13 protein-coding genes and 2 pseudogenes are annotated in these 13620 nt (G+C 72.7%); 11 read left to right on the top strand and 4 right to left on the bottom strand.

Annotated elements, in window-relative coordinates:
* Positions 1–472: 472 nt before the first annotated feature.
* From O7602_RS31060 to O7602_RS24470, 3 genes and pseudogenes are all read left to right on the top strand, one after another.
* Positions 473–1018 (top strand): annotated as a pseudogene (locus O7602_RS31060) (FAD-dependent monooxygenase); the annotation flags it as partial.
* Between the two features lie 198 nt (positions 1019–1216).
* A pseudogene (locus O7602_RS31055) lies at positions 1217–1816 on the top strand (geranylgeranyl reductase); the annotation flags it as partial.
* A 174-nt stretch (positions 1817–1990) separates the two neighbouring features.
* Complete coding sequence (locus tag O7602_RS24470) at positions 1991–2761, top strand: isoprenyl transferase (RefSeq protein ID WP_281584955.1); 771 nt, start codon at positions 1991–1993, stop codon at positions 2759–2761.
* A gap of 17 nt (positions 2762–2778) precedes the next feature.
* Here O7602_RS24470 and otsB read toward each other — a convergent pair whose 3' ends face one another.
* From otsB to O7602_RS24455, 3 genes are all read right to left on the bottom strand, one after another.
* The gene (otsB, locus tag O7602_RS24465; RefSeq protein WP_281584954.1) at positions 2779–3603 is read right to left on the bottom strand and encodes a trehalose-phosphatase; all 825 of its coding nucleotides are present in this window, start codon (positions 3601–3603) and stop codon (positions 2779–2781) included.
* A gap of 69 nt (positions 3604–3672) precedes the next feature.
* Complete coding sequence (locus tag O7602_RS24460; RefSeq protein ID WP_281584953.1) at positions 3673–4026, bottom strand: hypothetical protein; 354 nt, start codon at positions 4024–4026, stop codon at positions 3673–3675.
* 163 nt (positions 4027–4189) lie between these two features.
* Entirely contained in the window at positions 4190–4630 is a 441-nt protein-coding gene (locus O7602_RS24455) for a helix-turn-helix transcriptional regulator (RefSeq protein WP_281584952.1), read from the bottom strand.
* A 264-nt stretch (positions 4631–4894) separates the two neighbouring features.
* Between O7602_RS24455 and O7602_RS24450 the strand changes: the two genes are divergently transcribed.
* The 7 genes from O7602_RS24450 (at position 4895) to O7602_RS24420 (ending at position 11829) form a co-directional block, all read left to right on the top strand.
* Complete coding sequence (locus O7602_RS24450) at positions 4895–5236, top strand: hypothetical protein (RefSeq protein ID WP_281584951.1); 342 nt, start codon at positions 4895–4897, stop codon at positions 5234–5236.
* Entirely contained in the window at positions 5233–5649 is a 417-nt protein-coding gene (locus tag O7602_RS24445) for a hypothetical protein (RefSeq protein WP_281584950.1), read from the top strand. The genes O7602_RS24450 and O7602_RS24445 overlap by 4 nt, the downstream gene beginning before the upstream one ends.
* Before the next feature lie 262 nt (positions 5650–5911).
* Positions 5912–7321 (top strand): PhoH family protein, encoded by a 1410-nt coding sequence (locus O7602_RS24440; protein WP_281584949.1) that lies wholly within the window; start codon positions 5912–5914, stop codon positions 7319–7321.
* A gap of 288 nt (positions 7322–7609) precedes the next feature.
* Complete coding sequence (locus O7602_RS24435; RefSeq protein ID WP_281584948.1) at positions 7610–8299, top strand: transglycosylase SLT domain-containing protein; 690 nt, start codon at positions 7610–7612, stop codon at positions 8297–8299.
* 110 nt (positions 8300–8409) lie between these two features.
* Positions 8410–9069: a rhomboid family intramembrane serine protease gene (locus tag O7602_RS24430; RefSeq protein ID WP_281584947.1), complete on the top strand. Its 660-nt coding sequence runs from the start codon at positions 8410–8412 to the stop codon at positions 9067–9069.
* Positions 9070–9176: 107 nt separating this feature from the next.
* On the top strand, positions 9177–10145 hold the full coding sequence (locus tag O7602_RS24425) for an NAD(P)/FAD-dependent oxidoreductase (protein ID WP_281584946.1): 969 nt from the start codon (positions 9177–9179) through the stop codon (positions 10143–10145).
* A gap of 58 nt (positions 10146–10203) precedes the next feature.
* Positions 10204–11829, top strand: a complete 1626-nt coding sequence (locus O7602_RS24420) for a hypothetical protein (protein ID WP_281584945.1) — start codon at positions 10204–10206, stop codon at positions 11827–11829.
* A gap of 6 nt (positions 11830–11835) precedes the next feature.
* On the opposite strand, the gene O7602_RS24415 is transcribed toward O7602_RS24420, so the two are convergent.
* The gene (locus O7602_RS24415) at positions 11836–12522 is read right to left on the bottom strand and encodes a TetR/AcrR family transcriptional regulator (protein ID WP_281584944.1); all 687 of its coding nucleotides are present in this window, start codon (positions 12520–12522) and stop codon (positions 11836–11838) included.
* 140 nt (positions 12523–12662) lie between these two features.
* Here O7602_RS24415 and O7602_RS24410 point away from each other — a divergent pair, with 140 nt between their 5' ends.
* The gene (locus O7602_RS24410; protein WP_281584943.1) at positions 12663–13592 is read left to right on the top strand and encodes an NAD-dependent epimerase/dehydratase family protein; all 930 of its coding nucleotides are present in this window, start codon (positions 12663–12665) and stop codon (positions 13590–13592) included.
* The last annotated feature ends 28 nt before the right edge of the window (positions 13593–13620 follow it).

Raw genomic sequence — 13620 nt, 5'->3', positions numbered from 1 at the left:
TTGCTGCCGGGTGGTGGTCTGTGAGTGGGCTGTCGGGGGGCTCTGCGCGTCGGCGGCGACAGTGGAGCCCCTGCATCGCCAACGTCATGAACGCCGGACCGGGCCGAGATGACGCCCGGAGACCGCGTGCGTGGTTCGCCGCCGCCATCAGCCCCTCAGTGCCAGCCCTTCCAGGGGCATCACCCTTCAGCGCCCCGGTCAGTTTCGCAGATCTTGGACTTGCAGCACCTCCGATATCACCCCGAAACCGACATGTCGTGGCACCACAAGTCCAAGATCGACGAACACGGCCGCCCCAAGCCCGCCCTCACGGAGAACAGGCCGGTGATCATGAAGTTGACCGCCGTGTTGATCTCTGCTGATGCCGTCAACTTCATGATCATCAAGGTGGGCGTGGGGAGTGGGGTGGGCGTGGGGAGTGGGGTGGGCGTGGGGAGCGGGGTGGGTGGGGGGAGCGGGGGAGGATGTGGGGATGGGTGGTGGTGGGGTGTGGGATGTGGTTGTGGTGGGGGCGGGGCCGGCCGGGGCCGCTGCCGCGATCGCCGCGCGCCGGGCCGGGGCGGAGCGCGTCCTGCTGCTCGACCGGTACGACTTTCCCCGGGACAAGGCGTGCGGGGACGGGATCGCCGCCCACGCGTTGGACGTCCTCGCCGAGCTGGGGGTGACCGGCGTGGTCGACGGGTACGCGCCCCTGCCGGCGCTGCGCCTGGTCGGCCCCGGCGGCGGCACGGTGGCCCGGGCGCTGCCCCGACCCGCGTACACGGTGCCCCGGCGGGTGTTCGACGCGCGCCTGGTCCGGGCTGCGGTCGAGGCCGGGGCGGAGCTACGGCGGCACGCCGTCCGCCGGGTGGAGGTGCACGCCGACCGGGTGGTGCTGGATGGGGAGCTGGCCGCGCGGGCGGTCGTCGGTGCGGATGGCGCCGGTTCGGTGCTGCGCCGGACGCTCGGGCACCAGGTGAACCCGGATCGGCATCTCGCCCTCGCCATCCGGGGGTACGCGCCCGCGCCGCCCGGCCCACTCACTCCCGGCCCACTCACTCCCGGCCCACTCACTCCCGGCCCGCTCACCCGGTCCGGCTGGTCCAGCCCGTCCGGCTGGTCCAGCCCGTCCGGCTGGTCCAGCCCGTCCGGCTGGTCCAGCCCGTCCGGCTGGTCCAGCCCGCCCAGACCGCCTGAGCAGCCCGAGCAGCCTGAGCAGCCCGAGCAGCCCGAGCAGCCCGAGCAGCTCATCGTCACGTCGGCGGCGCGCTGGCCCGCGTACGCCTGGGCCTTTCCGATCGGCGACGGGCGCGCGAACGTCGGGTACGGGGAGGTGCTGCGCGGCGAGCCGCTGACCCGCGCGCACCTGCTGGACCGGATGGCCGCGCTCCTGCCCGGCGTCGATCCGGGCACGGTGACCGACCTGCGGGCGCACCACCTGCCGCTCTCGACCCACCGGCCGGCGCCGGGCCGGGGCCGGGTGCTGTTGGCCGGCGACGCGCTGTCGTTGATCAACCCGTTCACCGGCGAGGGCATCTTCTACGCGCTGCGGTCCGGCGCGTTGGCCGGGACGGCGGCGGCCGTCGCGCCCGCCGACGCGGCCCGCCGGTACGCGGTCATGCTGCGTGCCCGGCTCGGCACCCACCTGCGGCACAGTTCGGCGGCGGCGTGGCTGGCCCGGCGGCGGTGGGTGGTGGACGCGGCGGTCGGCGCGGCCGGCCGGGACGAGCGGGTCTACCGGACGGTGGTGGAGTTGGGGCTCGGCGACGGCCGGCTGGACGCCCGCACGTTGGCCGCGATCGCCGCCGCCGTGCCGCGTCCGCGTCCGGCCACGTGACCGGGCGCGATCGCCGCCGCCGTGCCGCGTCCGCGCCGGCCACGTGACCGGGGTCGACACCGAGCTGAAGCGGCCGGGTCGAGGCCATGTTGACCGAGAGGACAGGCGACGCGCCGTCCCGCGATGCGCCACCGCGGCACTGATCTTTCCCGTGGGTCGCTACCCTGCAAGGTGATGACTCTGCGGAACCTCCTCTACTCCGTGTACGAGCGCCGGCTGACGGCGAAGCTCGCGGGTAAACCCGTGCCGGCGCACGTCGGCGTGATGTGCGACGGCAACCGCAGGTGGGCCCGGGAGATGGGCTTCGTCGACCCGAACGACGGCCACCGGATGGGCGCCGAGCGGATCAAGGAACTGCTTCGCTGGTGCGACGTGGCGGGCGTCGGGCACGTGACGCTCTGGCTGCTCTCCACCGACAACCTGTCTCGGCCGGCCGCCGAGCTGGACCCGCTGCTCCAGATCATCGAGGATCTCACCGCCGAGTTGGCCGAGGAGGGCAACCCCTGGCGGCTGCGCATGGTGGGCGCGCTTGACGTGCTGCCGGCGCAGCACGCCGCCGCGTTGAAGGGCGCCGCGGAGCGCACCCGGGACCGCGACGGCGGGGCGCAGGTCAACATCGCCGTCGGGTACGGCGGCCGGCGCGAGATCGCCGACGCGGTCCGCTCGCTGCTGCTGGAGCACGCGGCCCAGGGCGGCACGATCGAGGAGCTGGCCACCATGATCGACGTGGACCACATCTCGGAGCATCTCTACACCAAGGGGCTGCCCGACCCCGACCTGATCATCCGGACCAGCGGCGAGCAGCGGCTCTCCGGTTTCATGCTCTGGCAGAGCGCGCACTCGGAGTTCTACTTCTGCGAGCTGAACTGGCCCGACTTCCGCAAGGTCGACTTCCTTCGCGCCCTGCGCTCCTACGCCACCCGGCAACGCCGCTACGGGGTCTGACCTCTGCCGCCGCCCGGTCAGCGCAGGTGGGGCAGGGCGGCGGTGAGGAAGTCGCCGAGGGCGGCCGGGGAGTCGAGCGTGAGGTCGGCGGCGTCGGCCACCTCGTGGCCGGTCTCCGGGTTCGCCACGGCCACGCAGACGCCGAGGAAGTCGGGGTCGGTGGCGGCGCGGGCGCGGAGCGCGGCGAACGCCTTGATGTCGGAGACGTCGTCGCCGAAATACCACGCGCCGCCGGCGTCCCGGACCGTCTCGCCGATGACCATGCCCTTGTCCCGGTCGACCGGGGGCTTCAACTCCAGCACCATGCGGCCGGCCTGGCAGCGTAGGCCCAGCCGTTCGGCCCGGGCCCGGCCCCACTCCTGCACCAGGTCGCCGAGCTGTGGGGCGGTGCGCCAGTGCAACGCGACGGAGAGTCGCTTGAACTCGACCAGGACGCCGGGCGGCAGCTCGGCCTCGGCCTGCTCGGCCAGCTCGGCCATGGTCGGCACCCAGGGCAGGGCGGCCGGTTCGGTGACCGTCTCGCCGCCGGAGTGGCTGTGCTCCAGGCCGTAGAGCCCGTACAGGTCGACGTCGGTCAGGCCGCCGAAGTGGTCGCGGAGGAACTCCACCGGGCGGGCGGAGACGATGGCGATCCGGCGTACGCGGGCGGCGAGCGCCTCCAGCGCGGCGAGCACCTTCGGCGCGGGCCGGACGGCGGTGGGGTCGTCGTCGACCGGCGCCAGTGTGCCGTCGAAGTCGAAGAAGAGCACCACGTCACGGGCGCGGGCGGCGGTGGCACGCCACGCGTGGTCGGCGTCCAACGGAGTCTTCGGCGGCTGGTTGCCCAGATTCAACGGCGGCACGCGCGTCAGCGTACCCCGCGCCGGGCGGCGTATTCGTGGCCGAGATGTGACTTCGGGACGACCGGGGAGTCAGCGTTCGGCGGCTCCTCGTCCCCGGCGCCCGAACGGCACGACTGCCGCTTCCGGCCCGTGGCTGAGCAAGTAGCCCTCCACGAAGCCGGTGTTCCGGTCGCCGGTGTGCGCCTCGATCTCGTTGAGTCGCGCCACCAGAAACTCGGTGAGCGCGCTGACCCGGTCGTTGAGCCGTTCGTGCAACTCGGCGACGACGGCGAGGATCACCGCCGTGCCGGCCGTGGTGAGCGCGAGCAGATTGACGACGAGCGGAAGCTGCCCGCCGTTCAGCACGCCGACGACCACGTTGCCGGTCACGCACGATGTCACCGACACCACGGCGACCACGACTGCCAACCATTTCAGGGTCATGGACAGACCCCTCCTTCTGTCCCGCAGGGCTGGGTTCGGCTGTGTCCCGTCCCCCCGCCGATGACGAGCCCCTAGCAGTACAAACGTGGACGCTATCGGGTCCGATCCGTCCCCGAGGCGAATTGATCGGTCCCGACCTTCCGTTCTTTCGCCATCTGAGGAACTACCCGGCCTGTTTGCCCCTATTTCGGACATTTGCCGAGAGAGTTGGGCGATATGCGAGGTAGCGAATGGTTTCTCGAATGTGGAACTTCTCCGCGTCGGAGACGCTCGGGTCGACCAGCCGGCGCAGCAGCGCCTCCACGTCCGGGTCCATCGGAGGAGGGGTGGGGGTGGCGCGGGGGCCGGTCGCCCGGTCCCAGCCGAGCGCGGCGAACGCGGCGGCCGGATCGAGGCCGAGCCCCTCGCAGAACGCGACCACCCGTTCGGCCTCGGGATCGCTGGCCCAGTCTCCGCGTACCCAGCGGTTGATGGTCTGTCGGGAGACGCCGGTGCGCCGGGAGACCTCGGTGCCGCTCCAGGCCCGCATGGCGCGGGCGTCGTCGAGCGCCCGGCGGACGAAGGTGGCGAAGGCGATCTTCCGTGCGTTGGCCGTCTCGGTCACCCCGTGACGGTACGGCCAGTCCGTTACGCCGGGGTGACTCGGCACGCTGGTGTCACGCCTACGTGACGCCAATCCGGGCCCTTCGGTAAACGATCCAGAACCGCGCTTCAGGGGTGTCACCCGGGCAGAATAGATAGACGCGAGTACGACGGCAAACGGCCGAAAAGCTGATACTGTCACGCCCATGAGACAACTTACGGTGTGTCACGTGCTTGAGACGGTTAGTGCTCACGTGCGTCACTCCGCGGTTGCGGAGGGGGTCTCGTGACCGAGGTCGCGACCCGAGCCCAGGCATTCGGGCTGATCGCGGACGGAGTCTCCGCCGGGTTGAGCGCCCCGTGGCGCCTCTACCTCGCCCGGGGGTGCCGCTATCTCTCACTCAGCGTCGGCGACCGGGCGGAGTGGGACGCCTGGCGTACCCATCTCGGCTGTCCCGAGCTGAGCGTGCGGGTCTACGACTCCGGCGGCGAGATCCGCCGGGCGTCCGTGGCCGAGGTGATCCTCGACGGGTGCCGGATCAGCGTCGAGCTGGTCGAGGAGGTCAGCACCGCCGACCTGGAACGGCTCCTGGTGGTCGACCCGCTGCCCGGGGCGGACGAGCGGTGAGCCCCTTCCTCGCCGTCGTCCTCGTGCTGGTGCTCGGCGCCACCTGCTACGCCGCCGGCCGGCTGCACGGCCAGCTCAGCTATCGGATCGGCTACCGGTTCGGCTACCGGCAGGGCTACTTCGACGGCGACCGGGGCGCGTGGAACCGCAGGCGTCGGGAGGCCCAGGCGGTCATCGCGTCGGCGCTGTCCGGTCCGACCCCGGCCGTGGTGACGTCGGTCGGGCGTCCGGCCACGCCGTTCGCCGGCACCGCCGCGCCCGCCGCCGTCACCGCCCGGTCCGTGGCCCCGGCGGTACGGGTCACCGCGCCCGGCGGAACGGCGGCCCGCGCGGGCACCACGTACACCGGCTCCTCGTTCGGCGCGACCGCCACCGGGCCGCGGGCCGGGGCGCTGGTCCACCGGTCGGGTTGAGGCCGGCCGGGCCGGCCGGGACGCGCCCAGGGGGCATCGCGTCCCGGCTGGTTCCGGCGTCTTCACCGATGATCCACGCGGACATCTAGCCGCGCGGGCCGACGGCGATTAGCGTCTAGGCATGGCGCGGGGTTTTCCCGGGCCAGCCGGACAGCCCGGACCTGCGAACCTCGCGCACGGGGCCCGCATCCGACCCCGTGTCCGCCGGGCACCGGAAGAGGCGGAACTCGGGTGGCCGGGTGCCCATCCGCGGAGCAGGCCTGTGACCACTCGCCGTACCCCCGCCGGTGCCGACCAGACCCCGGCCGCGCCCGCCACGACCCGTCGGACCACCCGCAGCCGCCGTGCCGCCGCTGCCGCCGTCACCGAGGAGCCTCGACCAGCGGGCCCGGCCTTCGTGCTGGACACCTCGGTCCTGCTCTCCGACCCGGCGGCGTTCCACCGCTTCGCCGAGCACGAGGTGGTGCTGCCACTTGTGGTCATCTCCGAGTTGGAGGGCAAGCGGCACCACCCCGAGCTGGGCTGGTTCGCCCGGCAGTCGCTGCGCATGCTGGACGAGCTGCGCGTGCGGCACGGCCGGCTGGATCGGCCGGTGCCCGCCAACGACCAGGGCGGCACGCTGCGGGTGGAGCTGAACCACACCGACGACGGGGTGCTGCCGCCCGGCTTCCGCAACGAGTCGAACGATGCCCGGATCCTCTCCGTGGCGCTCAACCTCGCCGCCGAGGGGCGCGAGGTGACGCTGGTCAGCAAGGACATGCCGCTGCGGGTGAAGGCGGCCTCGGTGGGCCTGCGCGCCGACGAGTACCGCCACGGCCAGGCCAGCGACCCGACCTGGACCGGGATGGCCGAGGTGGAGCTGGCCGAGGAGGAGATCGCCCGGCTCTACGCCGGCGAGACGCTCGATGCGGATGCCGCCGCGGGCCTGCCCTGCCACACCGGGCTGGTGCTGCACTCGGCGCGCGGATCGGCGCTCGGCCGGGTGCTGCCGGACAAGACCGTGCGGCTGGTCCGGGGCGACCGGGAGGCGTTCGGCCTGCACGGGCGTTCGGCGGAGCAACGGATCGCGCTCGACCTGTTGCTGGACGAGTCGATCGGCATCGTGTCGATGGGCGGCCGGGCCGGCACCGGCAAGTCGGCGCTGGCCCTCTGCGCCGGCCTGGAGGCGGTGATGGAACGCCGCCGGCACAAGAAGGTGATCGTCTTCCGCCCGCTCTATGCGGTCGGCGGCCAGGAGCTCGGCTATCTGCCTGGTTCGGAGTCGGAGAAGATGTCGCCCTGGGCCCAGGCCGTCTTCGACACGCTCGGCGCGGTGGTGCACGAGAACGTGCTGGAGGAGGTCACCTCGCGCGGGCTGCTGGAGGTGCTGCCGCTCACCCACATCCGGGGCCGGAGCCTGCACGACGCGTTCGTCATCGTCGACGAGGCCCAGTCGCTGGAGCGGGGCGTGCTGCTCACCGTGCTCTCCCGGATCGGCCAGGGGTCGCGGGTGGTGCTCACCCACGACGTGGCGCAGCGCGACAACCTCCGGGTCGGCCGCCACGACGGCGTCACCGCGGTGATCGAGGCGCTGAAGGGGCATCCCCTCTTCGCGCACGTCACGCTCAGCCGATCGGAGCGTTCTCCGATCGCCGCGATGGTCACCGATCTCCTGGAGGACATCCCGGGCTGATCACATTCGTCCGCATTTTCGGTGTGGCGCAGATCACTTTTGGGCTCTGCGGTTTCCCACCGGCCGCACCGTGCGCGATGGTGTCCAACGAGCGTCACCGACAACTCCAGTCCCTGGAGTCCCATTCACACCTGAAACTCGTCGAGCATTCTCCGCCACGGTGGCGGGAGCCACGAGGGCCGGTGCGTCGGCTGAGACCGGCGGGTCGGGGCGCTCGCGGCACCCGGGCACGGCCGAACCCCGGCCACGCGTGGTGCCGCGTCCCTGCCTCCGACGAAGGGAAACTTCGTGAGTCGGCTGTGGAGCCGGTTCGGCGCCCGTACGGCCGCTGTCGCACTGCTCTCCGTGGGCGTTGCCGGCGGCTTCTACCTGGGCGAAGATCGTCAGACCCAGCAGGAGGGCCTGACCGCGCAGGTCGGCCGCGAGGTCGACCGAGCCGAATACACCTACCTGCGCGAGCAGCAGGCCCACCACCGCGTGCAGTCGTCCCGGCAACGGGCTGCGGAATACCAGGCCAAGCTGCGCGCCGCGGCGGCGGCCAAGGAAGCCGCCGAGCGGGCCAAGGCGGCCGAGAAGGCCGCCGCGAACCGCAAGAAGGAGCGGGAAGCGGCGAAGGCCGAGGCCGACGCCAAGATCAAGCCGTACGAGGGGAAGATCCCCGCCTCCTGCTCGGAATACAGCGGCAACCGGGAGATCGGCTGCGCCCTCATGCTCGACAAGGGCTTCGGCATCGACCAGTTCCCCTGTCTGGACAAGCTCTGGAAGAAGGAGAGCGGCTGGAACCCGAAGGCGTCCAACAGCAGCTCCGGCGCGTACGGGATCCCGCAGGCCGTGCCGGGCAGCAAGATGAGCTCGGTGGCCGACGACTGGAAGACCAACCCGGCCACCCAGATCAAGTGGGGTCTGAACTACATCAAGGGCAAGTACGACACCCCCTGCGGCGCGTGGCAGCAGTCGCAGAGCGAGGGTTGGTACTGACCGGTTGACCGGCCGACCGGCGGCGGGATATGCGGAGATTCGCGTGTCCCGCCGCCGTCGTCTTACCGCTCAACTGGCGGCCGGGTTCATTTGCTGATAGCTGTTGGTGGGTGACCTGGCCTGACAGCCCTCGCGGCGGAGACCCCAACCGGTTCGGCACGGACGCGTTCTACGCGGCGCTCGGCCGGGCCTTCGTCGCCATGTGCGCGGTCGTGCCGGTGCTGTTCCTCATCGAGGCGCTCGACGTCGGGTTGCGCCTCAACCTGGACGTCACCGCCGGCATCATCCCGCACCGGATCCAGGGCCTGGACGGCGTCTTCTTCTCGCCGTTCCTGCACGCCGGCTGGAACCACCTCTACAGCAACAGCATCCCGCTGATCCTGCTCGGCACGTTCGTGCTGGCCGCTGGCACCCGCCGGTTCCTCTGGTCCACCGCGGTGATCATCCTGGTGAGCGGGCTGGGCGTCTGGTTCACCGGCTCACCGACCTCGGTGGTGGTCGGCGCGAGCGGGGTGATCTTCGGCTATCTCGGCCTCCTGCTCACCCGGGGCGTGGTAGAGCGGAGCTGGTGGAACTTCGCCGTGGTGCTGCTGGTCGGGCTGCTCTACGGCTGGCAGTTGCTGGGCATCCTCCCCACCGACGAGCGGATCTCCTGGCAGGGCCACCTGTTCGGGCTGCTCGGCGGCGTGGTCGCGGCGATCCTGTTCCGCCGCCGCTCCGACATCGACACGCCGGACCGGCTCGGGTCACCGCCGGTCACCCTGCCCTGACGACGCGTTCGCCCATCGGCGGGACGTGCTTGCCCACGGCCACCCCTCCGCCTACCGTCGGCATCAGCACGCGTTGATCCACCCCGGGCGGAAAGTGACGGTACGCCATGCGCGAGGTCGATGTCGCCGTGATCGGGGCCGGCCCGGCCGGGCTCTTCGCCGCCTACTACGCCGGCTTCCGCGGGCTCTCCGTGGCCGTGATCGACGCGCTGCCCGAGCCGGGTGGTCAGGTCACCGCGATGTACCCGGAGAAGCTGATCCTCGACGTCGCCGGCTTCCCCGCCGTCAAGGGCCGGGAACTGGTCGCGAACCTGGTCGCCCAAGCCGCGCCGTTCCACCCCGAATACCTGCTCGGCGTACGCGCGGAGAAGCTCTCGCACGTCGACGGGCGACCGGTGCTCGGGCTGGCCGGCGGTGAGCAGTTGAGCTGCGGCGCGGTGGTGGTGACCGGCGGCCTGGGCAGCTTCACGCCCCGGCCGCTGCCGGCCGCGGAGAGCTTCACCGGCGCCGGGATCGTCTACTTCGTGCCGCAGCCGACCGAGCTGACCGACCGGCACGTGCTCATCGTCGGCGGCGGCGACTCGGCCTTCGACTGGGCGGCCACGCTCGCCCCGCTGGCCCGGTCGGTGACCCTGGTCCACCGGCGGGAACGTTTCCGCGCGCACGCCGCCACCGTCGAGCGGGTCCGCGCGCTGCCGGTGCGGGTCGTGGTCAACGCCGAGATGAGCCGGCTGTACGGGGAGGAGCGCGTCACCGGCGCCGAGCTGACCGTACGCGGCGGCGACGTGGAGTCGCTGTCGGTGGACACGGTGGTGGCCGCGCTCGGCTTCACCGCCGACCTGGGCCCGCTCGCCGAGTGGGGGCTCACCCTCGACCGGCGGCACATCGTGGTGGACAGTGCCATGGCCACCAACCTGCCGCGGGTGTTCGCGGCCGGCGACATCACCGAATATCCGGGCAAGGTCCGCCTGATCGCCACCGGCTTCGGCGAGGCGGCGACCGCGGTCAACAACGCCGCGGTGGTCATCGATCCCTCCGCGCACCTCTTCCCCGGCCACTCCTCCGACGGCACGTGAGGCTGGATCCACACCGCAGCGTGGCCGCACCGAGACGGTCGGCGGCCACGATGGACGGATGACTCGTCCCGAGCCAGCCGCGTCCGACGGCGCCCGGATCGCGCTGGCCTGGCTGGGCCAGCCGGTGACCGTGCTCGCGCTTGTCGTCCTGGTGCTCAACGACCACGTCCTCAAGGCGGCCCGGCCCGGGCCGGTCACCGGCAAGCTGAGCGACGTCGCCGGCCTGGTGCTCGCGCCGCCCCTGGTGGCCGCGCTCGTCACGCTCGTCGTGCCCCGGCTCCGAGTCGGGGTCGCCGCCGCGGTGGCGCTCGGCTCGGTCGGCGTCGGCTTCGCCCTGGTCAAGACCAGCGGGTACGCCGCGACGACCGCCTCGCAGCTGTGGACCGCGGTCAGTGGACCGTCACTGGTCCGGGCCGACCGCACCGACCTGCTCGCCCTGCCGGCCCTCGCGGTGGCCGCGTGGGCGTGGCGGCGGGCCCGTCGTGACCCGGTGGGACGCCGCGCCACCCGGCTGGTCCGGTTGCTCGTACTGCTGCCGGCGGCGACCCTCGCGGTGGCGGCCACCAGCGCGGTCTGGTATCCCGACGCGATTGACGCGACGGTGGTCGACGGCCGGTTGGCGGCGGGCATCGGGGAGAGCCTGGGCAGCGACCCCAGTGGCCGCCTCCCGAACTGGCGGATGAGCGATGACGCCGGCGTGACGTGGCGTGATCCGACCGCCGCCGAGAAGGCGCTCCTGCCGTCGCGGCCGGAAGATCTCGCACAACCCGCCCGGCAGGCATGCTCGGTGGCCGCGCCTCGGCTCTGCTACCGGCTGGTGCCCGGCCGGATCCGGGTCGAGACCAGCGACGACGCGGGCCGGACCTGGCGACTGTCCTGGCAGGTCACCGAGGAGCAGCGGGAGCTGTTGAAAGCCCGCTACGCCGAGCCCGGGCCGCGCGGGGAGCGGATCGCCGGCCAGGATCTCGCCGTGCTGGACGCCGACGGTGGGGGACATGTCGTGCTCGTGGCCAACGGTCGGGACGGCTTCGCGGTGCGGGGCACCGACGGGAAATGGCGGCGGATCGGCTTCACCGACGACCGGTGGGGGCGGAGCCCGCCGTCGCTGGACGCGATCTCGCCCTCGGAACGGCACGACGATCCGCTGCGGGCGGTGATGTTGACGTTCACGTTGGCCGTCCTCGTGCTTGTCGTGTCGGGCATGCGGGCCGGCCACGCCGCCGGCTTCGGCTGGTCGCTGCCGATCGCTCTCCTGTCGCTCCTGTTCCTGGTCGCGATGACGATGATCCCGATCTGGCTCTCCGACGACCTGGTCGTGCCGGTGGCCGCCCTGACCTGCGCTGTCCTGCTGGTGGGCGGTACGTCGCTCGCGCTGGCTCCGAACTGGGCACGGGGGGCGCCGGGTCGGTGGATCGTGGAGGTGCTGCTGGCCGCCGTGCTGACCCTGGTGCTGGCCGGGCTGCCGCTGACCGGATGGCTCTACGGCCGGCCGGTGTACGCCTGGACGGCCGTGGCGCTCGCCGGGCTGGCCGTCGTGCCGGGGCTGCTGCTCGGGTGGCGGGCGGCCCGGCTTGTCGAGCCGTGGCGACCGCCGGTCGCTCCGCCCTGGCCCCCGCCGTACCTGCCATACCCACCCGATCCGCCGTACCCGCGATCGGCGCCGGGAGTCGGTCCGTCGGGCTGACCGGTGTCAGGGCAGGCCGATGAGGTCGGCCATCAGGCCGACCTGGTGGTCGAAGTAGTCGTCCCGGTGCGGTAGCGCCCGGTTGATCCGGCCGAACAGCTCGAAGCTGATCAGCCCGAAGAGCTGGGTCCAGCCGGCCATGCCACGGGCCATCAGCGCGGGCGGCAGCGCCATGCCCGTCTGGTCGACAAGCTCGGCCACGTCGCCGCGCAGCGGCTCGGGCAGCTCCTCGTCCGGTGGGACGAGCCGACCGGTGGACACCCCGTCGCGCAGGATGCCGAGCAAGGTGATCGGGGGACGCTGGGCCGGCGCGATCGTGTCGTCCGGTGCCGCGTACCCGGGGATCGGGCTGCCGTAGAGCAGCGCGTACTCGGCGGGGTGGGCCGACGCCCAGGCGCGCGCGGCGCGGCAGGCGGCGAACCAGCGCCCGCGCGGGTCGTCGGGGTCGGCGGCGGCGTCCGCCGCCTCCACCGCGTCGCCGAGCGCGTCGTACGCCTCCAGGATCAGCGTGGTGAGCAGGTCGTCCCGGCTGGGGAAGTAGCGGTAGATGGCCGAGGAGACCATGCCGAGGTCCCGGGCGACGGCGCGCAGGGAGAGATCCGCGCCGTCGGTGGCCAGGTGGCGGCGGGCGACCGCCTTGATCTCTTCGATCATGCCGGCGCGGACCCGGGCACGCAGCGAGGGAGCGACCATGACCTCACTGTGCCACGGATGAGAGCGGCAATCAAAAGAGAGAGCACTGCTCTTGACATTCGGCCTCGTCCCGAGTCATGCTCTTCTTCGAGAGCGGTGCTCTCGCTTCGGACTACTGCTTCAGAGAAGGTGGACCCGCCATGGCCCTGCACGTGATCGTCGGCGCCGGCTCCGTCGGCACCGCCACCGCCCGCCTCCTCACCGAGCGTGGCGAGCGGGTGCGGATGGTGACCCGGCGTGGCGCCGGCCCGGAAGACCCGGCGGTCGAGCGGATCGCCGCCGACGCCGCCGACCCGGCGCGGCTCACCGCGCTGACCGAGGGCGCGGTCGCGCTCCACAACTGCGCCAACCCGGCGTACCACAGGTGGGCGACGGACTGGCCGCCGCTGGCCGCCGCGCTGCTCACCGCCGCCGAACGCAGCGGCGCGGTGCTCGCCACCGTCGGCAACCTCTACGGGTACGGCCCGGTGGACGCCCCCATGACCGAGGCGACCCCGCTCGCCGCCACCGGCACCAAGGGCCGGGTCCGCAACCGGATGTGGGCCGACGCCCTGGCCGCGCACCGCGCCGGTCGGGCCCGGGTCACCGAGGTACGCGGCTCCGACTACATCGGCGTCGGCGGCGTCTCGCTGGCCATGATGGTGCTGCCCCGGGTGCTCGCCGGGAAGCGGGTGTTCCTGCCCGTCGACTGGGACGCGCCGCACACCTGGACGTACGTGCCGGACGTCGCCCGTACCCTCGTCGCCGCCGCCACCGACCCGCGGGCCTGGGGCCGGGCCTGGCACGTGCCGAGCGCGCCGGCCACCTCGATGCGGGACGTGGCCGAGCGGACGGCCGCCCGGGCCGGCGCGCCCGCGCCGCGGCTGACCCGGATGCCCTACCCGGTGCTCTGGGCGGCCGGGGTGGTCAACCCGTACGCCCGGGAACTGCGGGAGACCGCGCACCAGTTCGCCCGGCCGTTCGTGCTCGACTCCACCGCGGCGACCGAAACGCTCGGCATCGAGCCGACCCCGCTGGACCGGGTCATCGAGGAGATCGTCGCCGGCCTGCGCACCCCGTCCGCGCGTTAGGCGGGGGCCCCGCTTAACGCCTCGTGTT

The sequence above is a fragment of the Micromonospora sp. WMMD1128 genome (assembly GCF_027497235.1).
In the GTDB taxonomy this organism is placed as follows: Bacteria; Actinomycetota; Actinomycetes; order Mycobacteriales; family Micromonosporaceae; genus Micromonospora.
Note: the sequence above shows the minus strand (reverse complement) of the source record. Positions and strands in the feature narration are given on the sequence as shown.